The organism is Dermabacter sp. HSID17554, assembly GCF_003989295.1.
Lineage (GTDB): Bacteria > Actinomycetota > Actinomycetes > Actinomycetales > Dermabacteraceae > Dermabacter > Dermabacter vaginalis.
This window is the reverse complement of sequence record NZ_RBLW01000001.1, coordinates 285,088-308,386: the sequence shown is the minus strand read 5'-3', so window position 1 is coordinate 308,386 and position 23,299 is coordinate 285,088. Positions and strand designations below refer to the sequence as shown.

Sequence of the window (23,299 nt, the reverse complement as noted above, 5' to 3'; positions counted from 1 at the left end):
TTCTAGTCTTTGTGGCCAAACACGATGTCATCCCACGACGGGATGGACGCACGCTGGCGCTTCGTCTTCTTTTGAGGCTTTTTCGGCTCCGCGTCAAAGCCGGGCAGAGGCGTGAGGTTCTCGTCTTCAGCCTCGCCCGCTGCCGGTGAGTCATCTCCCTCGTTGGCGGGCGCGGACTCCTCGAGGTCCTCTTTCGCGGCGATATCCGCGTCGGTCGAGGTGCCCTCGTGGGTGTCGTCCTCAGAGGCTGACGGATCGTGAGCGGGGTCGGGCGCTTCGCTCAAATCGTCCGGGCCGTCGATGTAGGAGACCTCTTCGGTATCAAAGGTATCGGCGCGAACCTCGCGGTTGTGATGGTGGGCGCTGATCGGGACGATCCGCACGGGAGCAGGGCGCTCTTCCTCCGGAGCCGCGAGTGCCTCTTCTTGGGCGCTCTCGTTGTTGTCGCGTGCCTCAGGCTCATATTCTTCGAGGCTCTGCCACGGCGAGGCCGGAGCCGGAGTTTCGGTGTGCACCGCCGAGGGCTCCGGAGCGGTTTCCACGGGTGCCGAAGCAGAAACCGGCGTTCCACGGCGTGCGTTGAGTTCGTCGAGCTCTCGTTCCGAGATTGGCGAGGAGGCGGCAGGCGAGTCGCTTGAGGGATCAGCCGTACTCTCCTCGATGTTGAACACATTTGCTCGCTGCGTTTTGAAGCGCGTGCGCGCGGGAGAATCCTCGCGTTGGGCCTCGGAGTCGGAAAGCCAGCGTGCTTCGTTATCCTCGGCCGTCACGACGCGATTGGGAAGATCCGCCTGCCACGTGGCGATGCGCGAACGACCACCGGCGACGAAGGTGAGCTGGAGGGTCCACGTGCCGTCACTGCGGCGCCACGCATCCCACTCGAGATCCTCGTCAACCCCGCGTGCGCGCAGGCGAGGCTCCACGACGTCAATGAGCTTCTCGGTCCCGCCCTTCGAGGTGCGGAAGTCCTGTGCACGGCGCGCAGTGTGATCACGCTCGGCACGAACGGGCCCCTCGTAGCGCTTCACGTGCTCAACTTCCATCCCCGCGAGTTCCGCGATCGACTCCACGGTCGATCCGCCCCTCAGCATCGCCTGGATGTCCTTGGGTTTGAGAGCCGACGAGTGATTTTGCTGGAGGAGTCCAACGGACGACGCATCGCGGCGTACCGCCGCACGCAGGGCTTCATCAATGCGCACCGTGTATCGCTCGCCCTCAGCGTCGAGCAAAATGAGGTGATCGGAGTTCTCGTGCAACCCGCCGAGTGTGAGCTCGCGCATTAACGGCCTTCTTTCTCTATCGAGGTCTCGCGTGCTGCCAATACTAAAACGCGAGACTCGAAAAACGCTGCTGACACGGCGGGACAGTCCTTGAGGAACACTCGTCAAACCTCACGCGCGGGTTATGCGGGCGCGAGGTATCGAACTCTGGTAGTTTCTTCGCACAGCTTGCAAAAGCCGAGGCAAACTGCGAGAATTCCCGCCGTTGCTGAACACCGCACCGGGCGCGGACCCCAGCGCCCCAGATCCCCGTGAAAGAGAACCATGGCTACCGATTACGACGCCCCATTCAAGAAGGACGACGACTCGAGCGAAGACTCGATTGAAGAACTCAAGGGGCGCCGGAACGATAACGCCTCACCTTCCGTCGATGAGGACGAGGCCGAAGCCGCGGAGGGGTTCGAGCTCCCCGGCGCCGACCTCTCGAATGAGGAGCTGTCGGTCACCGTTTTGCCTCGCCAAGTCGATGAGTTCACGTGCGGTTCGTGCTTCCTCGTGAAACATCGCAGCCAAATTGACCACGTCGAAGGAAAGCTCATTATCTGCAAGGAGTGCTCGGGCGACTGACGCGCCCGGCCCTTAGCGGGTGTGCGAGGAATCGTCCTCGCGCACCCGCTTTGTCTTTGCCGCCTTGAGTGCGAGAGCAAAATCCTCGGGGCGCCGAAGCGAGAGAACGAGAGCGGGGGTTGGATCTTCAGGGTCGAGGACCGGCACCTCAACGCCGGTCGAAATCCACCCTCGCACCACACGAAAATCCAGCGGGCGAATGTCGGGTCCGAGGATCTTGGCGAAATCCGACTTCGCAAGGATTCGCGGCTCGCCGAGGACGTCCACCTCAATGCGTGCCGGTCCCGCGGCAACCACGTCTTCGCGAACCTCGACGACCGGGGATGCCGCGAAAAGGAGAACGGGAAAAAGGATTCCGAGGGCGAGCGCGGTCACGATGCTGACGATCTCGCTCAGAGGCAGGAGGATCGCTCCGAGCAGCACCCCGAAGATGACGGCAATGAGTGTGACGAAGGGGCCCGGGTGCAGGCGCTCCTGAAATAGGGAAGACATAGCTGCCATCGTCTCACACAGCACTTCGAGCCGAGCCTGCCCCCGCGCAAGATCCCCCACACACGAGGGGCGCAACCGTGCAAGTATCCGCACGAATAGCTCGAGCGGCGATAGGCTGAGCCCATGAGTGAAAACGCCACCGCGCCCACGCCGTCCGCCGGCGCCCCGCGCCCCGTCGAATTGCCGACGGTGTGTGAGGCGCCCGAGCTTGCGCTCTCGCGTGCGCACGCTGACGACGCAGGACTCGATCTCACGAGCGCCATTGACTTTGACCTCGCCCCCGGTGAGCGCGCCCTCATTCCCACGGGAGTCAGGATCGCTCTTCCGCCGGCCACCGTCGGGCTCGTGTGCCCCCGCTCCGGACTCGCCGCCAAGCACGGCATCACGATCGTGAACGGGCCGGGAGTGGTAGACGAGGGCTACCGGGGTGAACTTAAGGTTGCGCTGCTCAACACCGACACAACCGAGACCCTGCACATTGCGCGTGGTGATCGCATCGCTCAGATCGTGATCGTGCCGATCCTGCGCCCCACGATTGTGGAGGTCGACTCCCTCGACCCGGCAGCGCGCGGCGAAGCTGGTTTCGGTTCAAGCGGTGGTTTTTCTTCCACGACCAATGGCGAAGGACACGAGGGGTAAACATGGGACTTTTTGGACGCTCAAAAAAGAAAGCTTCAGTTACTGACAGCGCGCCGCTCACGCACACTCCCTCACCGGAGGAAGAGGAAGTCAAGGGCCCCTTTGATATCAAGGATGCCCCCGATACCGAACGTCTCGATTTCGGATCGATTCAGATTCCCGCACGCGAAGGCATGAGCATCGCCGTCGAGGTAGAAAAACGCTCGAGGGCCGTCACGGGCCTCACTCTCACGTACGGTGAGTCGCAAATGCAGATCAACGCTTTCGCTGCGCCGAAGAGCGAAGGGCTGTGGGATGACATCCGCAAGTCGCTGCGCGAATCAGTCGCGTCGCAAGGCGGCACGACGGAAACACGTGAAGGGGCGTTTGGCACCGAACTCTACGCGCGCATTCCGCTCGCCATTAAGGGATCGAACGCGCGCGCTCACAGGCCCATGCGCTTCGTGGGCATTGACGGGCCCCGTTGGTTTCTGCGCGCCGTGATCTCCGGAGCAGCGCTTCAAACCGGTACGGTGCGCGAAGAGATCGAAGACATCATTCGCTCGATCGTTGTCGTGCGTGGCTCCATGGCGAAGGCACCCCGTGAGGTTCTCGAACTGAAGGTTCCCGGTGAGGGGAATGCTTCACCGCTTCCGGATGACGCGGATCCGCTCGGTCAGGGGCCCACAATCGCCGAGGTGAGGTAGGCCGTGAGCGTCCTCACGAAGGCGAGGGATCTGTTGAATGCGTCCGCGTCGACCAATGACGACGACGAGAGCGGCGTGGAGAATCTTGACGAGATTGCGTCCATCATGTCCCGCCGCCCGGCGCATTGCCTTGGCACGGTCAGCTCGATCGTCGTCCAGCCGGCAGGCCAGGATCCGAAGCTCGACGTTGATCTCCACGATGGTACGGGCAGGCTTGCCCTCGTGTGGCTCGGGCGTCAGTCGATCGCCGGTATCGAACCTGGTGCGCGCCTGGAGGTCGAGGGATTCGTAGGCCTGCGAGGCCGTAAGCGCATCATGTACAACCCCCGATACACGATCCACGGTGCGAAGGACGACGGCCAGTGACCTCACCATCGTCAGCCCCCGAACCACCTGCAACCGGGCTCAAAGCGAGCTTTACCTCTGATGACTACAGCGTCATGAACGCGATCGGTGGCGTGAGGGGGCTCATCGAATCGGTCCTCCCGACCCTCCTGTTCGTTGTGCTGTTTCTCTTCACGCGCAACGTCGTGCTCGCGAGTGTCGCTTCGCTCGGCGTCGTCGTTCTCGCACTCGTGTGGCGCATCGCCACGAAAAGCCAGGTCACACCCGCCATCAGCGGTGCGATCGGGATTGCTCTCGGCGCGTTCATCGCCGTGAAAAGCGGCGACGGCAGTGGCTTTTACCTTCCCGGTCTGATCACCAACGCCGTCTATGCCGTGGGACTGATCGTCTCGATCCTTGTGAAACACCCGGCAGTGGGATACGTGGCCGCACTCGTCGACCCGCGAGTTTCAGCCTGGCGCACCTCTCGCGAGGGCAGGCGCACCTACACGTATGCCACGCTGTGGTACGCGGGGCTCTTTGCGCTCAAGGTCGCAGTGCAGGCACCCCTGTATTTTGCGGGATTCACAGACGCGCTCGGTATCGCCAAGCTCATCATGGGGATCCCGGCATTCGTGGCGGTCACGTATGTGGTTTTTCTGCAGCACCGCGCGCTTGTGAAGCGGTGGGATTCCGACGCCACCAGCGCTCACATAGAGGCGACGTCCCCCAAAGAGTCCAAGCGTTCGTAGGGCGAAATTGGAGGGTTTTTAGTCCTCGTCCTCGTCACTAACCCGCACAACGGGCAGCGCTGCGGTCGTTTCCTCGAGTCCCCTTGGCACCACCGTGCGCTGAAGAGCCGTCAAACATGAGCGGTGAGCGAGGAACAAAAGCTCATCGCGCGGCTCGAGGGCCTCGGATTCGGCAGGTGGGCGCGGATGCCCCTCACGCACGACGCCAACGAGGGTCGCGCTCCTCGGCCACGCTACATCACCGATGTCTTTGCCAACGATCGGCGAGGTTTCCGGGACGGTGATCTCGACCATGCTCGTTTCGGACTTCGCGAAGGAGAACATCGTGACGACAGTGCCGATGCTCACGGCCTCTTCGACGAGGGAAGTCATAATCCGCGGGGTCGACACCGCAACGTCGACGCCCCAGGCATCGTCGAACATCCATTCGTTGCGAGGGTGGTTGACGCGGCCCACGGTTCGCGGAACTCCGAACTCGGTTTTGGCGAGGAGGGAAACGACGAGATTCACCTTGTCATCGCCCGTGGCGGCGACAACCACGTCGGTTTCGGCAAGCTTCGCCTTTTCGAGAACATCGAGTTCGGCGGCGTCGCCCTGCACCCACGTGACTTCGTCAAGACCGGGATGTGCCCCCTCCCGGTCGATCAGGGTGACCGTGCGTCCCTTGTCGAGGAGCTCCCGCGCGATGCTTCGCCCCACACTTCCTGCACCCACGATGACGATCTTCATTCGGCGTCCTCCTCAAATTGGTGGGTGAGCAGTGCGGAAACCTCCGCCTCTCGCTCTGTTTCGAGCGTGAGGTGCACGATGTCCTCTTCCTGTATGCGGTAGTCGCGCCTCGGCAACGACCCTTCGCCGTAGCGGGTCACGAAAGCGACGCGCGAGGCGGTGAGTTTTTCGAGGTCCGCGAGCGTTGTGCCCACCCAACTGGGGTGGAAATCGCAGGCGAGCATCGACACGTTACCGGAAATATCCTGAAACTCACGAGCTGACTGGCCCGGAATCAGGCGGGTAAGCATCTGATTCGTGGTCCACCGCGCCGTGGGCACGGTTGCGATACCAAGGCGTTCATACACCTCGGCGCGTTTCGGATCGTAGATACGCGCGACGACATTGCGGATGCCGTAGAGCTGCCGCGCGGCGCGGGCCGCGATGATATTGGAGTTATCGCCGCCTGCGACCGCGGCAAAGGCGATGGCTTCGTCGCAACGAGCGCGCTCAAGCGAGCGGCGGTCAAAGCCGATTCCGTGGACTTTGATCCCCTCGAAGTCATCGGGGAGTATGCGGAACGCCTTCTCGTCGCGATCGATAATCGCCACCGAGTGTCCGTTTGTCTGGAGCTTTGTGGCAAGCGTTGCGCCTACGCGGCCGCAGCCCATAATGACGATGTGCATTGCTGATCCTCGCCTGATGCGGTTGGTGTGGTGCGCGCCGGAGCTGGCCCGGACGATAAATCCAGCCTAACGCGTGAGGGGAGCTGCGAGGCGTGCGCGCGGATGAGGATGTGCGCCGTGCCCGGGCGGAGAGTAGATTATTCGTGTGTCCCGCCCCCTCGCTTCCGTCAAACGCATTGTGATCGGGCGCCCGTTTAGCTCCGATCGCCTCGCGCGCCAGCGCCTCCCGAAGCGCTTCGCTATTCCCTCGTTTGCAGCCGATACGGTGAGTGCACTCGCGTACGCCCCCGATGAAATCATTCTCACGCTCGGCCTTTCCGGAATCGGCCTTTTCGCATGGAGCCCGTGGGTAGGAATCGCCATCGTCTTTGTCATGGCGATCGTCGTGACCGCCCACCTGAACGTGATCGAGGAATATCCAGGCGGCGGAAGCGACTTCGTTGTCGCGCGAACCAATCTTGGTCCGAACGCGGGCCGACTCGCAGGTGCGGCTCTGGTGACCGATTATGTACTCACGGTCGCGGTCGCTTCCTCGCAAGCGGGCGCCTATATCGGGGGTGCGATAAGCCCTCTTGCACCGTTTCAAACCGGCATGGCGATGGTGATTATTGCGCTCCTTGCACTCGTGAATCTTCGAGGCGCGCGGGAATCGGCGCGGCTCGTGAGCCTTCCCGTGTATACCTTCATCGCTTTGATCACCATCACTCTCGTGTGGGGCGGAATTGAGGCATGGCAAGGGACGCTCGGGCTATCCCCACATGCGGGAAGCTATCCGGAACCGGGGGAGGGGGAGCCTGCGGCTCTCACTGCGCTCGGCGGCGCGTTCGTTCTTGCGCGAGCTTTTTCGAGCGGCCTTCCCGTGGTGTCCGGTGTCAAGGCCATCACGAACACCGTGCCTGTTTTCCGGCCCCCGAAAGCCCGCAATGCGTGCATCACGCTGGTCATTTCGGGCGCGATGACGGCGGTGCTTTTCCTCGGGGTCATGCTACTCGCCCTCGCGACGCGCGTGAGTCTTTCGCCCCGCGAGGCGGAAGGCGCGCGCGTGAGCGAAGCGACGCCAGTGCTCGGCCAGATTGCGGAGGCCATTTTCGGGGCCGGATCGCTCATGTCGCTCGCAATGCTCGCCATGGCCACTCTCGTGCTGTGCATTGCCGCGAACACCGCCTTCACCGGACTGCCGGTACTGACGGCGGCGCTCGCCCGCACCGGTGACATCCCCCGCGTGTTCGCCTCACGGGGCGACAGGCTCGTGTACTCCAATGGCATTCTGCTCCTCGCGGGGCTTGCGGAAATCGTGGTTCTCGCGACGGGCGCGAACATTACGCTGCTCATCCACATGTATGTCGTGGGCGTTTTTATGACCTTCACGATCGGGCAGCTGGGGATGTTCCGCCACTACACGAAAAAACACCGCGTGGCGGTGCGGCTCAAGGAACGCCAGCGCTTTGCCCGCAAACGCGCGGTCAGTCTCGTCGCGACCGTGTGCCTGGCCCTGGTCCTTGTGACCGTGGCCACCGCCAACTTCCTCCTCGGCGCATGGGTGACACTCGCTGCCGTGGCGCTTATGTGGGCAGCGATGACGATCATCAGCCGCTACTACTCTCGGATCTTCTCGAAACTCGCTCTCGGCCACGACGAGGATCTTGGCCGCTGGCCGATCGCGGCACCCGCCCCCCTCGACGGTAAAGATCCCACACGGGGCATCGTTCTGCTCACGCAACTGAACCGACCCGCCATTCGAGCGATCAAGGAAGCGATGGCGTCACCGCACCTGAGCCTCCAAGCCGTGGCCGTGAAGACCAAGGATTCCGCGATCGACACGCTTAGCACGGAGTGGTTCAGGCGCAAGATCCCCATCCCGCTACGAGTGATCAATTCGCCGTATCGCGCCCTCCTCGCGCCGCTCGACGACTACGTGCGATCTTTTACACGCACGTACCCCCGTGACGCCGTGGTTGTCTACATTCCTGAATTTCTCGTGGGACACTGGTGGGAGTCGATCATGCACAACCACGTGCTGAGGCGAGTCACGACCCGACTCGAGAAGTATGAGCGCGTGACGGTCCGCCGTGTCCCTTGGGATCTCGATGGTTCTGAGCACGAAGCATCGATCGCGTCGTACAGGAATCCCGCTGTCAAGGAGCTAGCCCCATGACCCGTCCCGCATCCGAGCGACCAAAAGAAGTGCAGGAGCTCGCAGGGGAAGGGCGGCTGATCACCCTGACCGTCGATAAGCCGGCACATGGAGGCACCTTCGTCGCGCGTCACGAAGGTCGCGTTGTCTTCGTGCGTGGCGCGTGCCCGGGAGAAACCGTCGTTGCTGAAGTGCTTCCTGACTCGAAGGCGAACGCGCGCTTTTGGCGTGCCGAAACGATCGACGTGATCGAGGCTGGGCCCGATCGCGTCCCTAGTGCGTGGCCTGAATGCGGATACGAGGGACTCGGTGGAGCCGACTATGCCCATATCCGCATCGAAGCGCAGCGTCGTATCAAGACCGAGGTTCTTCAGGAGCTCATGACGCGCGCCCGGATTGGCACGTACCCGATTGAAAACATCCAAATCGAGCCCGCTCGGGACGACCACACGGGGCTCGGTTGGCGCTCGCGCGTCCGCTTCGCCGTCGATCAGGGCAAGGTCGGCATGCACGGCTGGCGCTCCCACGAAATTCACGCCGTTGGGTCAAATCCTCTCGCCCATCCCGCAATCCAAGCACTCGGCATCGACGTGTGGAAGGCCCCGAGCGGCGTCGTTGCAGTCGATGTCGTCGCTCCAAGCGGGAGCGCGCCCGCGATCATCGTGCGCTCCGAGAACGATTTGACCCTCGACGATCTCAATCTTCCTACCACCTGCGAGAATGCGAGCATCGTGCTCGCCACGCGCACGAGTACCACTGCTCTGCGCGGCGACGACTCGGTGCGGGAAATCGTCGGCGATGACGTTTTCACTCTCTACGCGAGCGGTTTCTGGCAAGTGCACGTTGATGCGCCGCGCCTTCTGACCGCCGCCGTCGGACACGCTCTTGACGCGCACGAAGGTGAGCGGATTTGGGATCTGTACGGCGGGGCGGGCCTTTTTTCGGTCCCCGCAGCCCGCGCAGTCGGCCGCACAGGTGCACTTGTGAGCGTCGAGGGAGCGGAACGCGCGAGCGCCGACGCCACCGAGAACCTCGCGGCCTACCCCCAGGCCAAAGCCGTCACCGCGGATGTCCGCGACTTCCTCGCGGACGCGAATGAAGGGCCTGACCGCGTCATCATGGACCCGCCCCGCGCGGGCGTTGGCGAAAAGGCCATGGCGCGCCTTGCCGAGCTCACTCGCGAGCGCATGGTCTACGTTTCGTGCGAACCCTCCACTCTCGCGCGCGACCTGCGAGTTGCCGAGCACGAGGGCTGGGCCATCACCGATTTCCAAGTCTTCGACCTATACCCCCACACCCACCACATGGAATGCGTTGTGAAGCTCGAACGGGCCGCACGATAATTACTGACAACGATCAACCGCACTTGCGATTGGAGCCTCGATGAGCACGGTGAATTCTTTCGGCGCGAAGACCTCCCTGAGTGTCAACTCCCGCGAATACGAGATCTATGCACTCGACGCTGTTGAGGGGTACCGTCGGCTTCCCTACAGCCTCAAAGTGCTCCTTGAAAACCTTCTGCGCACTGAAGACGGAGAAAACATCACCGCCGCCCACGTCCAGGCGCTCGCCAACTGGGATCCCCAGGCCGAGCCGAGTGAGGAAATCCAGTTCACGCCAGCGCGCGTCATCATGCAGGACTTCACCGGCGTGCCCTGCATTGTGGATCTTGCGACGATGCGCGAAGCGATGAGCGACCTCGGCGGCGATCCCTCCAAGATCAACCCCCTTGCCCCTGCGGAAATGGTGATCGACCACTCCGTCATGATCGATGTCGCCGGCCGCGTCGACGCTCTTCAACTCAACATGGATCTCGAGTTCGAGCGCAATCGCGAGCGTTACCAATTTCTCCGTTGGGGCCAGGGCGCGTTTGATGATTTCAAGGTGGTGCCGCCAGGCACGGGAATCGTTCACCAGGTCAACATCGAATACCTCGCCCGGACCGTGATGACCCGCGAAGTCAACGGAGTTTTGCGCGCCTACCCCGATTCGTGCGTCGGTACCGACTCGCACACGACGATGGTCAATGGTCTCGGCGTGCTCGGCTGGGGCGTTGGCGGCATCGAGGCGGAAGCGGCCATGCTGGGCCAGCCCGTATCAATGCTCATCCCGCGAGTCGTGGGTTTCAAGCTCACTGGCGAAATCCCGCCCGCCGCAACCGCTACCGACGTTGTCCTCACGATCACCGAGATGCTCCGCAAGCACGGTGTCGTGGGCAAATTCGTGGAGTTCTACGGCGAAGGTGTTTCGCAGGTTCCCCTTGCGAACCGCGCCACGATCGGCAATATGAGCCCCGAGTTTGGCTCGACCGCCGCAATCTTCCCGATCGATGATGTCACTCTCGACTACTTGCGCCTCACGGGCCGTGACGACGATCAAGTGGCCCTTGTCGAGGCTTACGCCAAGCGTCAGGGGCTCTGGCATGACCCTAAGAAGGAAGCGGAATACTCCGAATACCTCGAGCTAGACCTGGCAACCGTCGTCCCCTCGATCGCCGGGCCCAAACGCCCGCAAGATCGCATTGTGCTCACCGAAGCGAAAGAAAGCTTCGCGAACTCCCTGCCGGCCTATGCCGAGAACACCTCGAGTCCCACAGCGGTCAAGGGAACCGATTACACGATCGACCACGGCATCGTCTCGATCGCGTCCATCACGTCGTGCACGAACACGTCGAATCCCTCGGTCATGATGGCCGCGGGGTTGCTGGCGAAGAACGCGACTGAACGTGGCCTCAACGTCAAGCCCTGGGTGAAAACGTCGATGGCACCTGGCTCGAAGGTCGTCACCGACTACTACGAGAAAGCCGGCCTGTGGCCCTTCCTCGAGAAGCTTGGCTTCCACCTCGTCGGGTACGGCTGCACGACCTGCATCGGCAACTCCGGCCCTCTCGCCCCCGAAATTTCCGAAGCCATTGCCGAGGGCGACCTTGCCGTGACCGCTGTGCTTTCGGGCAACCGCAATTTCGAGGGGCGTATCAACCCGGACGTCAAGATGAACTACCTGGCTTCGCCGCCCCTCGTCATCGCCTACGCGCTTGCCGGCACGATGGACTTCGACTTCGACTCCGACCCGCTCGGGCACGATGCCGAGGGCAACGCCGTGTTCCTTCGCGACATTTGGCCGACTCCCGCCGAAGTCGAACACACGATCGCCGAGAACATCACGCAGGAAATGTTCGAGAACGATTACGCCGACGTTTTCGCAGGCGATGAGCGTTGGCGCGGACTCGATACTCCTGACGGCGACACGTTCTCGTGGAGCGAAGATTCGACCTACGTGCGCAAACCCCCGTACTTCGAGGGGATGAGCATGGAGCTTGAGGCGATTCGTGACATCGACGATGCGCGCGTACTCGTGAAGGTCGGTGACTCGACGACAACCGACCACATCTCGCCCGCGGGTGCCATCAAGGCCGACTCGCCGGCCGGGCGCTACTTGCGCGAGCACGGCGTGGACCGTAAAGACTTCAATTCCTACGGCTCGCGCCGTGGCAATCACGAGGTCATGATCCGTGGCACCTTCGCGAACATTCGCCTCAAGAACCTTCTTCTCGACGGCGTCGAAGGTGGTTACACGAGGAACTTCCTCACCGGTGAACAAAGCTTCATTTACGACGCCGCCCAGGACTACGCCGAAGCGGGAATCCCGCTCGTCGTCCTCGCCGGCAAGGAGTACGGCACCGGCTCCTCTCGCGACTGGGCAGCCAAGGGCACGAAGCTGCTGGGCGTACGCGCGGTCATCGCCGAGAGCTACGAGCGTATTCACCGCTCAAACCTGATCGGTATGGGGGTGCTACCTCTGCAGTATCCCGCTGGCGAGTCGGCTGAAAGCCTCGGCCTCACGGGCGAAGAAACCTTCTCCATTTCTGGCGTGAGCGCTCTTAACGAAGGCGTCACCCCGAAAACCGTCTTCGTACGCGCAACGCGCGAAGGTGAAGAACCCATCGAGTTCGATGCGCTCGTGCGCATCGATACCCCCGGCGAGGCCGACTACTTCCGTGCCGGCGGTATCCTGCAGTACGTCCTGCGCTCGCTCGCCGAGTAGGGGAGAGCCGGAGCCGCTTTCACTGTTCCGCAGCCCGCGTATCGCCTGATGCGCGGGCTTGTGGCGTCGCATGGCTCGAAAGTGATGCCGCTTCGCACGGGCCCGGGCACGTTGCTGATTTCCCAAACCCCCACAATCCCTATGCAATCGACGAAGGAGGGGCTGCCTCGGGATGAGGCAGCCCCTCCTTGGGATTACGGGAGCGGCGAGGTCACTCCGCGGGAACCTCGATAATCGTGGTGTAATCCTTCTTCGTCGGCTCTTGAGCCTCAACGCGCTGCTGCTCTGCTTTCGCGTTGTCAGCTTTCGCCTGCGCTTCATTCAGCTCGTTCTCGGCATCCGACGCCGCTTTGTTGTCGCGAGCGGCGTTTGATTCTGCCTCGCCTACGATCTTACTTTGATTGTCGACCTTGGCCTGCTGCTGCTTGCGGGCAGCGTCGGCCTCAGGCGCGGCAGCTTCGGCCTCGGCGAGGTCAGCCTGAGCCTTAGAGGAGGCATCCTCGCTCTCGGTCTTCCGAATGTCTGCGTCGCCCTTAGCCCTCTTGGCGTCTTCGAGGTCCTGATTGCTCTGGTCGGCTTCGGCCTGGGCCGCGTCGACATTGCCCTGTGCTTCGCTGATGTCCGAATCGAGTTTCTTCAATTCATCGACCCGCGGGGCTTCTTCAAGCTTAGAGATACGCTCATCAACACCGCGGCGCACGCCCTTCGTGTAGTCGAGGCCGTCCTTGCCGCCTTCCCACTTGTCGTACTCGGTGGTGTTGCGATCGTCAACCGTGTGGGCGAGCTTCGTGCCACCCGTGACCGCGATTGCACCCTCGGGCACGTACTCGCCGCCAAGATTTTCGGGCATGCCCTTCGACTTCGGGACGACGGTGGTGGAGTTAGCCTCGTGGGCATCGTCCTTGATGAAGAACATGTTCGTGCCATAGACCTGGCCGTCGTCGCCCTTTGCAAGGCCCATACCAGCGTGCGAGAAGGTCTCGTCAAGCATGTTCTTGTTCTGGTCATCCGACTTTTGCCACTGCTCGAACAATGCATCGGCGCACTCGTCGACGGTCTCCATCTCCGTGCTGCAGGTCGCGGCGACGATGTTCTCGCTGCTGTAGCCTTCTTCGTCCCTATTCGAGTGCGTGAAGTCCTTGCTCGTGGCCATAGTCGTGGACCAGTCTGCGGCCTTGTCGTTGAACACCGGTGCGTACACGAGTTCGTTCAGACCGTTCTTCACGCGGTAGCCGTTCACACGTTCCGCGAGGGCGTCGGAGAGGGCACGAAGCTGGTCTTCCGAATTCAGCTGTGCGAACTCGAGGTTGCTCTGAATCGCAATGTTGTCACGCTTGTCGGAAAGCACCTCGAGCTGCTTGGTGGCCTGCTCGAGCTTGCGATCGGCATCCTGCTTCTTCTTCTCGGCGTCGGTGACCTTCTTCTCAGCGGTCTCCACGTCGGAGGCGGCCTTCTCCGCTTCGACCTTCAGCTTCGCCGCGAGGTCGCGCTTCTGGGCGAGATCGCCCGTACCGGGCATGGCAGCGACGAGTTCGTCGAGCTTCGCCTTTTCTTCTTCGTACCTGCGCTGCGAGGCATCAGCCTTGTCACGTGCTGCCTCGACAGTGCGGCGCGCATCGTCGAGGGCTCGGTTCGAACGCTCAGCCTCACTGCGAGCGTCATCTCGGTCGCGCTTCCAGCTTGCGAGTGCGGAGTTGTAGCCCTCTTCATCAAAGGCCGCAATCGTGACGGTGCCGGAGTTGTGCGAGTTGCCCGGCTTTCCGGGCTTGGGGTTTCCGGGCTCCGGAGCGGGGTTGCTCGGTTTGCCCGGCTTGTGCGGCTTCGGAGCTGGCTTACCGGTACCGTCGCCAGGTTTTTCGGGTGTGGGATGTGGCTTCGGCTGCGTGGGCTTCGGCTCCGCCGGTTGCGCCACCACGTTGCCCGGGAAGGGACCCGGGCCGTTCGAGGGATCCTGTGCGGGCGGAATCGGCGCATCGGATTCTCCGTGAGCAAGTGCGGTATCAGGCGTGACTTCGAAGGCCGGCTTCTGCTGGCCTGAGCCGTTTTCGCGAGTATTTTCGGGCGTATGGCCTGCACTCAATTCGGAGTCACCCTGGGCACGTCGACGTCCGCTGCTGTCCGAGCTTGCATCGCTCTCGGCGTTCACGTTGGAATCTTGGCCGGAGGCACGGTTCCTCTTCCGGGCCCACTGCTGCGCGAGGGACTCCCCAGAATGGTCTTCGTCTTCCGAGGGCGCGGGGGACGAATCCACGGAACCCGGAAGCCTGTCCTCCGTGTCATCCGTGCTCGTGGAGGAGCTCGAAGACGAATCCGCACTGGCCGTCACACTTGAGGACGGCGACTGCGCGGCGTCGTTGGACGCACTGCCGCCGGAGCACGCAGCGAGGAGCGACAAGGAGAGTCCAAGGCCGAGGACCGGCCCAAGCTTCTTACGGGTGAGGGTCATGGAGAGTCTCTTTTCTGTGCTCGAGTGTCTCGGCCACCGTTGCCATCGCTGTTCGCCACTGAGGGAAAGAGGGCGGTGGGCAGTGTTTTCGGACCGGGATCTGGCCTGGGCCGCTACGGATACTACTACTTACGCCGTTTCGAACGAAGGCGGGGAGCAACCATGTCGTTACCAAAATGTTACATTTCGGTGAATTTTTTGCGCGAGGTGGCTTGAAGGGGAGGGTCCCTGGGGGTTTGAGGTGCGAATGAGCGCTGGCAACCGTCGGAATTCACCGCCCACGGGCTCGCGTAGCGCGGACAGGTGCAGGGCAGGGGTAACCCCCACAACGACTATGCAATCCGGGGGAGGCCAGGGGTGCGAGCCGTGACGATGATGGGCTCGTCCTTCGTGACGATGAGAGTGTGCTCTGCGTGCGCGCCAGTCGAGCCGTCACCCGACTCAACCGTCCAGCCGTCTCGCTCGGTAATGCGCATAACGTCGGTCGTGGGGGTAAGGAACGGTTCAACGGTCAGTGCCATACCTTCGCGCAACCGCGATCCGGACCCCGGGGCGCCGTAGTTCGGTACGAAGGGAGCTTCGTGCATTGTGCGGCCAACGCCGTGGCCGCCAAACTCATGATTAATCGTGTAGCCCAACTCTGCGGCCCGGGTCTCAACGGCGTGACCGATATCGCCAACCGTGTTGCCAGCGCGAGCGGCGTTGATTCCCGCCCACATCACGCTCTCGGTGTCGCGAATGAGTGTCAGGTGGTCTTCGCGCTGTTCACCCACAACGATCGAGAGCGAAGAATCGGCAACCCATCCCTCGAGTTCGATAGCGAAGTCCATGGATAGCAGGTCTCCGCTCTCGAGGTTGCGGTCGTAGGGGCGGCCGTGGAGCACCGCGTTATTCACGCTCAAACATATGACTTTGCCGAAGGGCGAGCCGCCGAAACTCGGGTGGTAGTCGAGGTAGCACGAGGTTGCGCCGGCTTCGCGGATCATGCGGTGAACTTCGGCGTCGATCTCCAGGAGGTTGTCGCCCACGGCGACGGTTTTCTCAAGCGCTGCGAGCACGCCCGCCACGAACTCGCCCGCGGGTTTGATTTCTTCGGGGGTTGGGTAACGTTTCGTGCGGAACAGGCTCATTGCTGCGCCTCCTTTGAGTGGTCGTGCGGTGCCGTGCCTTCCCCGATCGGGTACCACGTGAACAGGCTTGCGCCGAGCCACGCGATGCCCGCGGAGAGCAGGGCCGCGCCAAACATATGCAACCCCACGAGAGCCTCGGGTAGGCCGGTGAAATATTGGATGTACCCGATCGCGCCCTGGAGGAGCGTCACGACCGTGAGGGCAATGAGAGCGTTCTTCGCCCGAGTGTGCGCCTTTGTGATCATAAGGATGATGGCGACACCGAGCAGAAGTCCGCAGAAAAGCCATACGAAATCGGCGTGAAGCCACGCGATTTTCGCTGGGTTGAACGGGAAGCGTTGCGGGGTGTTGGCGTCACCGGAGTGCGGGCCGGAGCCGGTCGTAAGAGTTCCAAGAATCAGCACCGCAAACCCGACGGCAGCAAGTGGCCAAAAAACGAATTGAGCACCGCGGTTCACGGCCAGTCTTGCGGAACCGTTGCCCTCGTAAAGTCGGTAGACCAAAACCGCGGAGGACGCCACGAGAATTGGCGAGACGATGAAGTGCACCGACACGAAGAAGGGGTGGAGGTGGAGGTAGACGACGAGCATGCCCCACACCGCCTGGAAGAGCGTCAGCGCGAGCGGCACCCATGAAAGACGCACGAATCCCGCGCCTTTGGCGCGAAGGTGCTTATAGGTTGCGACGAGTACGAGGATCGCGAAGATGAGCAACACGAGCGTGAGCGCACGGTTGCCAAATTCGATGAAGGGGCGCAGGCCCGATTCGGGGTGATACCGCGGCGTGAATTGTCCCGGTTCGCAGTGCGGCCACGAGGAGCAGCCGAGCCCCGACTTCGTCAAGCGCACGATGCCGCCCGTCACGATGATGCCGATTTGGCACGCGAGATTGATCCAAAAAATGACGTAAATCCAGCGATTGTGGCGCTCGGCAACGGCGCGTGGTGTGCTCTTCGGAGAGGTCATGCGCCAAGTGTAAGAAACCCCGGCCGGGACCCGCGGCTCAGCTGCTTGTCCAGCGGAAGAATCTCACCGTCAGGCCGCCAAAGAGGGCGGCCCAAATCGCGAGAAGCGCGAGTGACCATAGGGAGGGCGCGTGCCCCGAAAGTGCAGCGGTGAGGGCATTCGTGGCCGCCGCTGACGGTAAGAGCGCGACGATGGCGTCCAGGGGAGCCGGGAAACTCTTCGCGGGTATAGCGACACCTCCCACGGCAATGAAGAGGAGGAAGAAGATATTGGAAAGCGCGAGCACAGCCTCCGTACGGAGCGTACCGGCGATCAAAAGACCGAGGCCTCCGAATGCGCACGTCGCGAGAATCCATGCCGGGATCGACCAAAGGATTTCACTTGCGGTGGGGCGCCATCCGAGCGCGAGTGACAGCACGCCGAGAACGACGATCTGCAGGATGTGGACGAGGGAGAGGGCGCCAAGTTTGCCGAGCATGTACCCGCCCCGGCCGAGCGGTGTCGTGGCAATCCAGCGCAGCACACCATTGCGGCGGTCAAAACCCGTGGAGATCGCCTGGGAGGTGAGCGAGGTCGCGATGATCGCCGTGACGGCCGTCGCAGCAACCGCGTCGGAAATCGAAGGAGTGTGGCCACCAAAAAGCGCGGGCGATACGGGAATGAACCGAAGACCGAGGAGCACCATGGCGGGCAGCATGAGCGACACCATGAGCTGTTCGCCGTTCGTGAGGAGTGCCCGGGCTTCGAGTTTCGCGTGTGCGGCGATTCGCTGCGGTGCTCGTGCGGCGCGGGTACCGCTTACATTGGGCGAATGACGATCGGAGATGCTCACTTTTGCTCCTTCGTTGAGTGCGTGGAGAGCGTGACGAGGATGTCCTCGAGCGAGGCGGGGCCACGATTGACCGTGAGCGAAACCCCGTGCGCCGTCGCGGCTTTGCGCACGGCACGCTCGAATCCCGTGAGATTCTCTTGTGCTGTGGCTGTTGCCGAGACGTCGAGCGCGAGCGCTGTGCCATTCCCGAGGGTGTTTTCGACGTCGGCGAGGGTGCCGTCGGCCCGCACGACGCCACCGGCGATCACGATGATGCGATCGGCAAGTGAGGCGATGTCGTCGAGCGCGTGGGAGGTGAGGATTACTGCTGCCCCTCGCTCAGCTTCCGCGCGGATCAGTTCACGCGTGCGGCGCTTGACGGCGGCGTCCATGCCCGCGGTGGGCTCGTCGAGGAAGAGGACATCCGGTTCTCCGAGCAGTGCGAGCGCGAGGCTGAGGCGCTGGCGTTGCCCACCGGAAAGGCGACGCACGAGCGTTGAGGCAAACGCGTCGATGCCCAGTTCGCTCGAGAGCACTCGCCAGTTTCGAGGGTGCGAATAAAGGCAGGAAGCGTATTCGAGAAGATGCTTCGCAGTGGCGCCGGAGGTGAGCCCGCCGTCCTGAAGCATCACGCCCACGCGAGCGCGAGTCTCGGCGTCGTGGCTTTGCGGGTCACTTCCGAGGAGTCGAACTTCGCCGCCATCCGGGTTGAGAAGCCCGGTGGCGCACGCAATGGTCGTCGATTTTCCCGCGCCATTGGGCCCGAGAAGCGCGGTGATCTCGCCAAAGTTCGCCGTGAGGTTCACGCTTTCGCACGCCGTCACGGAGCCGAAGCGCTTGTGGAGATTGACGATTTCGAGGGCCGACGGTTGCGCGGTGTTCGGCGCCGGTCTCGTTGTGGAAGTGTTCTCACCCATGGCTCTTCATCGTAGTGCTCCGCGTGGGCGAGCGTGACGAGGGGCGAGGGCCGACGGTTGCCGCTCACCACCGAGCTATGTGACTTACACCGCGCCTTTGCGGGACTTAGGTAACCCTCCCTATCTTTTCGAAACTTGCGGTTTGTAGAATCGCAGCGTCCACCGTTTTGGCGAGAGGAGGATGCCGTGAATGATCGCACTGAAGCGCACGCCTCGGATTCGACGCGTGAGCGCCTCATCGAAGCCATTAGCATCGATGGCCCGATTGCCGCGGGCGACCTTGCCGAACGTTTCCACCTCACGGGGGCTGCCATCCGTCGGCACCTTTCCCACTTGCATGCCGAAGGCATCATCGAGGAAAAAGAGTCGTCTCACCGACCACGCGGGCGTGGACGCCCCCGCAAGGAGTTCGTGCTCGCCGCCAAGGCTTCCGACACCGACGCGACATCGCGCGAATGCGAAAGCCTCGCCCTTCTCGCGATGAAGGAGCTCGAGCGCGCGGGTGGACACGGAGCTCTCGTGTCGCTCGCGAAGGCGCGAACTGCCGAGTGGGAAGCGGAGTTCGAGAGGCGCTACGAGCGTGAAAGAGCCAAGGCAGAGATGACCCCCGCAAAACGGGTGCGTCTCGTGATCGATCTCCTCAAAGAACTCGGGTATGCCGCGTCACTTCGGCCCGTGACGGTCACCGTAGGCACACCCGGTAAGGCCGGCGCCGCGACGCGCACTCTCACGACCGTTCAGATGTGCCAGGGGCGCTGCCCCGTCCAAGACATCGCGGCTCAGCACCCCGAGCTGTGCGAGGTGGAAACCGCAGCGCTCTCGCGTATGCTCGGCGTTCCCGTGCAACGCCTCGCCACGCGAGCGGCGGGTGCCCACGTGTGCACCACGCACCTCACCCCCGCCATGAGCGAGGCGATCGCCGAGTCCATGGCGGAAGGGGAACTTGCCTCGGACGTCACCACAGATTTGCTCACAGAAGGAAGGAAGCCATGACGACTGCACCAGAGCAGCTCAGTCAGGACGAGATCATTGCGTCGATTGGCAGCTACGAATATGGCTGGCACGACACGGATACGGCCGGTGCCGCCGCTCAGCGAGGGCTGAGCGAGGACGTCGTTCGGAACATCTCGCACCTGAAGAACGAGCCGGAATGGATGCTCAAGCGCCGACTGCGCGCCCTCTCGCTCTTCGAAAAGAAGCCGCTTCCCACGTGGGGTGCGGATTTGAGCGACATCGATTTCGACAACATCAAATACTTCGTGCGCTCGACCGAGGGCCAGGCGAAGAGCTGGGAAGACCTCCCCGAAGACATCAAGGCGACCTATGACCGCCTCGGTATCCCCGAAGCCGAAAAGGAGCGACTCGTCGCGGGCGTCGCCGCCCAGTACGAGTCCGAGGTTGTGTACCACCAGATCCGCGAGGACCTCGAGAAGCAAGGCGTCATCTTCGTGGATACCGACACGGGCCTTCGCGAGTACCCCGAGATCTTCGAGGAGTACTTCGGAACGGTCATCCCCGCGGGTGACAACAAGTTTGCGGCCCTCAACACCGCCGTATGGTCGGGCGGCTCGTTCGTGTACGTCCCTAAGGGCGTCCACGTGGAAATTCCGCTCCAGGCCTACTTCCGTATCAACACGGAGAACATGGGCCAGTTTGAGCGCACGCTCATCATCGCCGACGAAGGCTCGTACGTGCATTACGTCGAGGGCTGCACGGCTCCGATTTACAAGTCGGATTCGCTGCACTCGGCCGTCGTCGAGATCGTCGTGAAGAAGGATGCCCGCGTGCGTTACACGACCATCCAGAACTGGTCGAACAACGTCTACAACCTCGTCACGAAGCGCACGACCGTTGAAGAGGGCGGCACGATGGAATGGGTCGATGGCAACATCGGCTCGAAGGTCACCATGAAGTACCCCGCGGTGTGGCTCCAGGGTGAGCACGCGCGCGGCGAGACCCTCTCGATTGCGTTCGCGGGCGAAGGCCAGCACCAGGACACCGGCTCCAAGATGGTGCACATGGCCCCCCACACCTCGAGCTCGATCGTCTCGAAGTCGGTCTCGCGCGGTGGCGGTCGCTCGTCCTACCGCGGTCTCGTTCAGGTCAATGACGGCGCGCACCACGCGGCTTCCAACGTGCTGTGTGACGCCCTCCTCGTCGACCAGATTTCTCGCACCGATACCTACCCGTACGTCGACGTTCGCGTGGACGACGTGCAGATGGGCCACGAGGCCACCGTCTCCAAGGTGAGCGAAGAGCAGCTGTTCTACCTCATGAGCCGCGGTCTCGAGGAGACCGAGGCCATGGCCATGATCGTGCGCGGCTTCATCGAGCCGATTGCGCGTGAGCTCCCCATGGAGTACGCGCTCGAGCTCAACCGCCTCATTGAACTGCAGATGGAAGGAGCCGTGGGTTAATGACCACGACGGATCATTCGAAAGCACAGCTCGAATCCGAAGGCGTCGCTCTTCCCGGTGAGCGCAGCGGCCTCCTCTCGCGCGCGACCCGTCACGCCGCATTCGGAATCGACAACCACGAGATTCCGACAGGCCGTGAGGAAGAGTGGCGCTTTGCAAGCCTCCGCCAGCTCGCCCCGCTTTTCGAGGCGCGCGAGACTCACGTGGAAGAAAGCGTCGTGAGCTACGAGGTCGAGGCCCCAGAGGGCATCGTCGTCGACTCGCTCGGGAAAAAGGAAGCCCCCCGCCACACGGCGATCCTCCCCGAGGACCGGATCGCCGCGGCAGCCGCCGAGCTCACCGCGAACGCGCTCTACCTCAAGGCTCCCTCGAACGCCGAGATCAGTGAGCCGGCGCGCGTCGAGATCGGGGGACACGATGCCTCGGTTGCGAGCCACGGCGAGATCGTGTTGCACACCGAAGCAAACGCCCGCGCGACCTACGTCGTCAACCACACGGGCTCGGCGCTCTATGCCCAGAATGTCGAGATGATTCTCGACGAGGGCTCCGAGATGACCGTGATCGCCATCCAGGACTGGACCGATGACGCCGTACACGTTTCGACCCACGTCGCCAAGATCGGCAAGGACGCGCGCCTCAAGCACATCGTCGTGACGCTCGGCGGCAAGGCGGTGCGCGTCAACTCGACCGCGACCTTCGCGGGCCCCGGCGGCGAAGTTGAACAGGACGGCCTGTACTTTTCCGACGAAGGCCAGCACCTCGAACACCGCCTTTTTGTGGATCACGCCGCGCCAAACTGCACCTCGAACGTGCTCTATAAGGGCGCACTCCAGGGCCGCGGCGCGCGCAGTGTCTGGGTGGGCGATGTGCTCATCCGCAAGGAGGCCGAAGGCACCGAGACCTACGAAATGAACCGCAACCTTGTGCTCACCGAAGGGGCGCGCGCCGATTCGGTGCCGAACCTCGAGATCGAGACTGGCGAAATTGAAGGCGCAGGACACGCCGCCGCGACGGGTCGATTCGACGATGAGCAGTTGTTCTACCTCATGGCACGCGGCATCTCCGAAATCGAGGCTCGCCGTCTCGTTGTGCGCGGTTTCTTCCAGGAGCTCATCCAGAGGATCGAGGTTCCTGAGGTGCGTGAGTACCTCACGGAGCAGATCGAGGTCGAGCTGCAGCGGAGCATGAACTAAATGTCCATGACACACACGGTTGCACACCTCGAAGACCTTGCCCCTGGAACGGTCATGGGCATAGAGGTCGAAGGGGTCGAGATTGCTCTGGCGCGCGATACAGATGGAACTGTCCACGCGCTTGGCGATCTGTGCACCCACCGCAGTGTCAACCTCTCCGATGGCGACGTCGAAGACGGCGCCCTTGAGTGCTGGAAGCACGGCAGTCAGTTCGACCTTCGCACCGGCGTGCCGCGCCAGCTTCCCGCACATGTTGCAACACCCGTTTATCCCGTCACGATCGACCAGGCGAGCGGCGCGATCAGCGTCTCGCTCGACCCCATCGAACTTTCCTGACTCGAAAGGAACATCATGTCCGTTCTTGAAATCAAGGACCTCCACGCAACCGTGGAAACTCCCGAAGGTACGAAAGAGATCCTGAAGGGCGTGAACCTCACGCTCCGCTCGGGGGAGACCCACGCCATCATGGGGCCGAACGGCTCCGGTAAGTCCACGCTCGCGTACTCACTCGCGGGTCACCCGAAGTACGAGATCACCTCCGGCGAGGTTCTCCTCGACGGGGAAGACGTTCTTGAGATGAGCGTTGACGAACGCGCGAAGGCCGGGCTTTTCCTCGCGATGCAGTACCCGGTCGAGGTTCCCGGCGTGACCGTCTCAAACTTCCTGCGCACCGCGAAGACCGCCGTTGCCGGCGAGGCTCCGAAGCTTCGCGAGTGGGTCAAGGATGTGAACTCCGCAATGGAGAAGCTTCGCATAGACCCGCAGTTCGCGCAGCGTAACGTGAACGAAGGCTTCTCGGGCGGCGAGAAGAAGCGCCACGAGATTCTCCAGATGGAGCTCCTTCGCCCGAAGATCGCGATCCTTGACGAGACCGACTCCGGCCTCGACGTCGACGCGCTTCGCGTCGTCTCGGAAGGCGTGAACCGCGTCAAGGAGGAGAGCGACCTCGGCGTCATGCTCATCACGCACTACACGCGTATCCTCAAGTACATCAAGCCCGATTTCGTGCACGTGTTCGTGAACGGCCGCGTCGCGGAAGAGGGCGGCCCCGAGCTCGCTGAGCGTCTCGAGGCCGAGGGCTACGACCGCTTCCTTACGGCCTGAGCGC

At 62.6% G+C, this 23,299-nt stretch carries 22 protein-coding genes; 13 read left to right on the top strand and 9 right to left on the bottom strand.

Annotated elements, in window-relative coordinates:
- Positions 1–2 precede the first annotated feature (2 nt).
- Positions 3–1,280 carry a septation protein SepH gene (gene sepH, locus D8M36_RS01460; RefSeq protein ID WP_126846147.1) on the bottom strand — a complete coding sequence of 426 codons (1,278 nt, stop codon included), beginning with the start codon at positions 1,278–1,280 and terminating at the stop codon, positions 3–5.
- Between the two features lie 264 nt (positions 1,281–1,544).
- On the opposite strand from sepH, the gene D8M36_RS01455 reads away from it, so the two are divergent.
- On the top strand, positions 1,545–1,847 hold the full coding sequence (locus tag D8M36_RS01455) for a DUF4193 domain-containing protein (RefSeq protein WP_055088108.1): 303 nt from the start codon (positions 1,545–1,547) through the stop codon (positions 1,845–1,847).
- 12 nt (positions 1,848–1,859) lie between these two features.
- Here the strand turns inward: D8M36_RS01455 and D8M36_RS01450 are convergent, their stop codons facing one another.
- Positions 1,860–2,339, bottom strand: coding sequence for a DUF3093 domain-containing protein (locus D8M36_RS01450; RefSeq protein WP_161970178.1), 480 nt, complete (start codon positions 2,337–2,339; stop codon positions 1,860–1,862).
- 123 nt (positions 2,340–2,462) lie between these two features.
- Between D8M36_RS01450 and dut the strand changes: the two genes are divergently transcribed.
- Genes dut through D8M36_RS01430 form a run of 4 tightly spaced genes read left to right on the top strand, consistent with a single transcriptional unit; the run spans position 2,463 to position 4,740 of the window.
- Entirely contained in the window at positions 2,463–2,978 is a 516-nt protein-coding gene (dut, locus tag D8M36_RS01445; RefSeq protein WP_082991107.1) for a dUTP diphosphatase, read from the top strand.
- Positions 2,979–2,980: 2 nt separating this feature from the next.
- Complete coding sequence (locus tag D8M36_RS01440) at positions 2,981–3,664, top strand: DUF3710 domain-containing protein (RefSeq protein ID WP_126846143.1); 684 nt, start codon at positions 2,981–2,983, stop codon at positions 3,662–3,664.
- Positions 3,665–3,667: 3 nt separating this feature from the next.
- Positions 3,668–4,030: an OB-fold nucleic acid binding domain-containing protein gene (locus D8M36_RS01435; RefSeq protein ID WP_238638337.1), complete on the top strand. Its 363-nt coding sequence runs from the start codon at positions 3,668–3,670 to the stop codon at positions 4,028–4,030.
- On the top strand, positions 4,027–4,740 hold the full coding sequence (locus D8M36_RS01430) for a DUF3159 domain-containing protein (RefSeq protein ID WP_126846141.1): 714 nt from the start codon (positions 4,027–4,029) through the stop codon (positions 4,738–4,740). The genes D8M36_RS01435 and D8M36_RS01430 overlap by 4 nt, the downstream gene beginning before the upstream one ends.
- 18 nt (positions 4,741–4,758) lie before the next feature.
- Here the strand turns inward: D8M36_RS01430 and D8M36_RS01425 are convergent, their stop codons facing one another.
- Together D8M36_RS01425 and D8M36_RS01420 are read right to left on the bottom strand one after the other, a co-directional pair.
- Entirely contained in the window at positions 4,759–5,469 is a 711-nt protein-coding gene (locus tag D8M36_RS01425) for a potassium channel family protein (RefSeq protein ID WP_126846139.1), read from the bottom strand.
- Positions 5,466–6,134 carry a potassium channel family protein gene (locus D8M36_RS01420; protein ID WP_126846137.1) on the bottom strand — a complete coding sequence of 223 codons (669 nt, stop codon included), beginning with the start codon at positions 6,132–6,134 and terminating at the stop codon, positions 5,466–5,468. The genes D8M36_RS01425 and D8M36_RS01420 overlap by 4 nt, the downstream gene beginning before the upstream one ends.
- Before the next feature lie 145 nt (positions 6,135–6,279).
- On the opposite strand from D8M36_RS01420, the gene D8M36_RS01415 reads away from it, so the two are divergent.
- The 3 genes from D8M36_RS01415 to acnA are packed head-to-tail and all read left to right on the top strand — an operon-like array spanning position 6,280 to position 12,312.
- Positions 6,280–8,289: an APC family permease gene (locus D8M36_RS01415; protein WP_161970177.1), complete on the top strand. Its 2,010-nt coding sequence runs from the start codon at positions 6,280–6,282 to the stop codon at positions 8,287–8,289.
- A complete protein-coding gene (locus D8M36_RS01410) occupies positions 8,286–9,611 on the top strand; it encodes a class I SAM-dependent RNA methyltransferase (RefSeq protein WP_126846133.1) in 1,326 nt (441 codons plus the stop codon). Before D8M36_RS01415 ends, D8M36_RS01410 begins: the two co-directional genes overlap by 4 nt.
- 40 nt (positions 9,612–9,651) lie before the next feature.
- Positions 9,652–12,312 carry an aconitate hydratase AcnA gene (gene acnA / locus D8M36_RS01405; RefSeq protein ID WP_126846131.1) on the top strand — a complete coding sequence of 887 codons (2,661 nt, stop codon included), beginning with the start codon at positions 9,652–9,654 and terminating at the stop codon, positions 12,310–12,312.
- Between the two features lie 211 nt (positions 12,313–12,523).
- Here acnA and D8M36_RS01400 read toward each other — a convergent pair whose 3' ends face one another.
- The 5 genes from D8M36_RS01400 to D8M36_RS01380 all read right to left on the bottom strand — a co-directional run bounded on the left by D8M36_RS01400 (position 12,524) and on the right by D8M36_RS01380 (position 18,581).
- Entirely contained in the window at positions 12,524–14,758 is a 2,235-nt protein-coding gene (locus D8M36_RS01400; protein WP_126846129.1) for a CAP domain-containing protein, read from the bottom strand.
- A 332-nt stretch (positions 14,759–15,090) separates the two neighbouring features.
- The gene (gene map, locus D8M36_RS01395) at positions 15,091–15,888 is read right to left on the bottom strand and encodes a type I methionyl aminopeptidase (RefSeq protein ID WP_126846128.1); all 798 of its coding nucleotides are present in this window, start codon (positions 15,886–15,888) and stop codon (positions 15,091–15,093) included.
- Positions 15,885–16,853 (bottom strand): COX15/CtaA family protein, encoded by a 969-nt coding sequence (locus D8M36_RS01390; protein WP_126846126.1) that lies wholly within the window; start codon positions 16,851–16,853, stop codon positions 15,885–15,887. Before D8M36_RS01390 ends, map begins: the two co-directional genes overlap by 4 nt.
- 37 nt (positions 16,854–16,890) lie before the next feature.
- Positions 16,891–17,685, bottom strand: coding sequence for an ABC transporter permease (locus tag D8M36_RS01385; protein WP_238638336.1), 795 nt, complete (start codon positions 17,683–17,685; stop codon positions 16,891–16,893).
- Positions 17,682–18,581 (bottom strand): ABC transporter ATP-binding protein, encoded by a 900-nt coding sequence (locus D8M36_RS01380; RefSeq protein ID WP_126846124.1) that lies wholly within the window; start codon positions 18,579–18,581, stop codon positions 17,682–17,684. Before D8M36_RS01380 ends, D8M36_RS01385 begins: the two co-directional genes overlap by 4 nt.
- 186 nt (positions 18,582–18,767) lie before the next feature.
- Here D8M36_RS01380 and D8M36_RS01375 point away from each other — a divergent pair, with 186 nt between their 5' ends.
- From D8M36_RS01375 to sufC, 5 genes are read left to right on the top strand one after another with little or no spacing between them, the layout of a single operon-like run.
- On the top strand, positions 18,768–19,574 hold the full coding sequence (locus D8M36_RS01375; RefSeq protein WP_126846122.1) for a helix-turn-helix transcriptional regulator: 807 nt from the start codon (positions 18,768–18,770) through the stop codon (positions 19,572–19,574).
- Positions 19,571–20,998, top strand: coding sequence for a Fe-S cluster assembly protein SufB (gene sufB, locus D8M36_RS01370; protein ID WP_126846120.1), 1,428 nt, complete (start codon positions 19,571–19,573; stop codon positions 20,996–20,998). The genes D8M36_RS01375 and sufB overlap by 4 nt, the downstream gene beginning before the upstream one ends.
- Positions 20,998–22,191: a Fe-S cluster assembly protein SufD gene (sufD, locus tag D8M36_RS01365; protein WP_126846118.1), complete on the top strand. Its 1,194-nt coding sequence runs from the start codon at positions 20,998–21,000 to the stop codon at positions 22,189–22,191. The genes sufB and sufD overlap by 1 nt, the downstream gene beginning before the upstream one ends.
- Positions 22,192–22,527, top strand: coding sequence for a Rieske (2Fe-2S) protein (locus D8M36_RS01360; RefSeq protein WP_065247883.1), 336 nt, complete (start codon positions 22,192–22,194; stop codon positions 22,525–22,527). It abuts the gene before it with no gap.
- Positions 22,528–22,542: 15 nt separating this feature from the next.
- On the top strand, positions 22,543–23,295 hold the full coding sequence (gene sufC / locus D8M36_RS01355; protein WP_126846116.1) for a Fe-S cluster assembly ATPase SufC: 753 nt from the start codon (positions 22,543–22,545) through the stop codon (positions 23,293–23,295).
- Positions 23,296–23,299 lie beyond the last annotated feature (4 nt).

Bases quoted from the DNA above. Each gene is read 5' to 3' on its own strand.
- D8M36_RS01440 (WP_126846143.1), top strand. From the start codon at position 2,981: ATGGGACTTTTTGGACGCTCAAAAAAGAAAGCTTCAGTTACTGACAGC.
- D8M36_RS01410 (WP_126846133.1), top strand. From the start codon at position 8,286: ATGACCCGTCCCGCATCCGAGCGACCAAAAGAAGTGCAGGAGCTCGCA.
- D8M36_RS01420 (WP_126846137.1), bottom strand. From the start codon at position 6,134: ATGCACATCGTCATTATGGGCTGCGGCCGCGTAGGCGCAACGCTTGCC.
- acnA (WP_126846131.1), top strand. From the start codon at position 9,652: ATGAGCACGGTGAATTCTTTCGGCGCGAAGACCTCCCTGAGTGTCAAC.
- sufB (WP_126846120.1), top strand. From the start codon at position 19,571: ATGACGACTGCACCAGAGCAGCTCAGTCAGGACGAGATCATTGCGTCG.
- D8M36_RS01425 (WP_126846139.1), bottom strand. From the start codon at position 5,469: ATGAAGATCGTCATCGTGGGTGCAGGAAGTGTGGGGCGAAGCATCGCG.
- dut (WP_082991107.1), top strand. From the start codon at position 2,463: ATGAGTGAAAACGCCACCGCGCCCACGCCGTCCGCCGGCGCCCCGCGC.
- D8M36_RS01450 (WP_161970178.1), bottom strand. From the start codon at position 2,339: ATGTCTTCCCTATTTCAGGAGCGCCTGCACCCGGGCCCCTTCGTCACA.
- D8M36_RS01400 (WP_126846129.1), bottom strand. From the start codon at position 14,758: ATGACCCTCACCCGTAAGAAGCTTGGGCCGGTCCTCGGCCTTGGACTC.
- D8M36_RS01380 (WP_126846124.1), bottom strand. From the start codon at position 18,581: ATGGGTGAGAACACTTCCACAACGAGACCGGCGCCGAACACCGCGCAA.
- D8M36_RS01455 (WP_055088108.1), top strand. From the start codon at position 1,545: ATGGCTACCGATTACGACGCCCCATTCAAGAAGGACGACGACTCGAGC.
- sufD (WP_126846118.1), top strand. From the start codon at position 20,998: ATGACCACGACGGATCATTCGAAAGCACAGCTCGAATCCGAAGGCGTC.
- sepH (WP_126846147.1), bottom strand. From the start codon at position 1,280: ATGCGCGAGCTCACACTCGGCGGGTTGCACGAGAACTCCGATCACCTC.
- map (WP_126846128.1), bottom strand. From the start codon at position 15,888: ATGAGCCTGTTCCGCACGAAACGTTACCCAACCCCCGAAGAAATCAAA.
- D8M36_RS01360 (WP_065247883.1), top strand. From the start codon at position 22,192: ATGTCCATGACACACACGGTTGCACACCTCGAAGACCTTGCCCCTGGA.
- sufC (WP_126846116.1), top strand. From the start codon at position 22,543: ATGTCCGTTCTTGAAATCAAGGACCTCCACGCAACCGTGGAAACTCCC.
- D8M36_RS01390 (WP_126846126.1), bottom strand. From the start codon at position 16,853: ATGACCTCTCCGAAGAGCACACCACGCGCCGTTGCCGAGCGCCACAAT.